The 501-nt window shown below is 48.5% G+C and carries 1 rRNA gene; it reads right to left on the reverse strand.

Going from position 1 to position 501, the window contains the following annotated elements:
• Positions 1-298, reverse strand: a 23S ribosomal RNA gene (locus tag JYA52_RS00150); the annotation flags it as partial.
• Positions 299-501: the final 203 nt, after the last annotated feature.

Genomic DNA, 501 nt, shown 5'->3' on the forward strand with positions numbered 1-501 from the left:
CTATCACACATGGAACGGTTTAGCCTGATCCGCGTTCGCTCGCCACTACTGACGGAATCACTATTGTTTTCTCTTCCTGCGGGTACTGAGATGTTTCACTTCCCCGCGGTCCCTACACGCACCCTATGTGTTCAGATGCGGGTCACCAGATCACTTGCGCGTCTGGCGGGGTTTCCCCAGTCGGACACCCTGGGATCACAGTCCGGTTTTCGACTCCCCGAGGCTTATCGCAGATTACTACGTACTTCTTCTTATCCTTATGACTAGGCATCAAAAGTGTTCTCTTATAAACTTGACCACAAAATATCAAAAACTATAATTTTCGAGAGAACCACAGAAAACAACCACACCCAAAAACACCACACCAAAAAGAGGCGGTACCATCACTCGCAGCCAGATCCATGTTCATATTCTTGGAAATTGCTTCTTATAAAAGATGCTCGCGTCCACTATGTAGTTCTCAAACAACAACCCCGTACCACACACCCCACACACGCCCCC

This window comes from Arthrobacter pascens (assembly GCF_017052465.1).
GTDB lineage: Bacteria > Actinomycetota > Actinomycetes > Actinomycetales > Micrococcaceae > Arthrobacter > Arthrobacter pascens.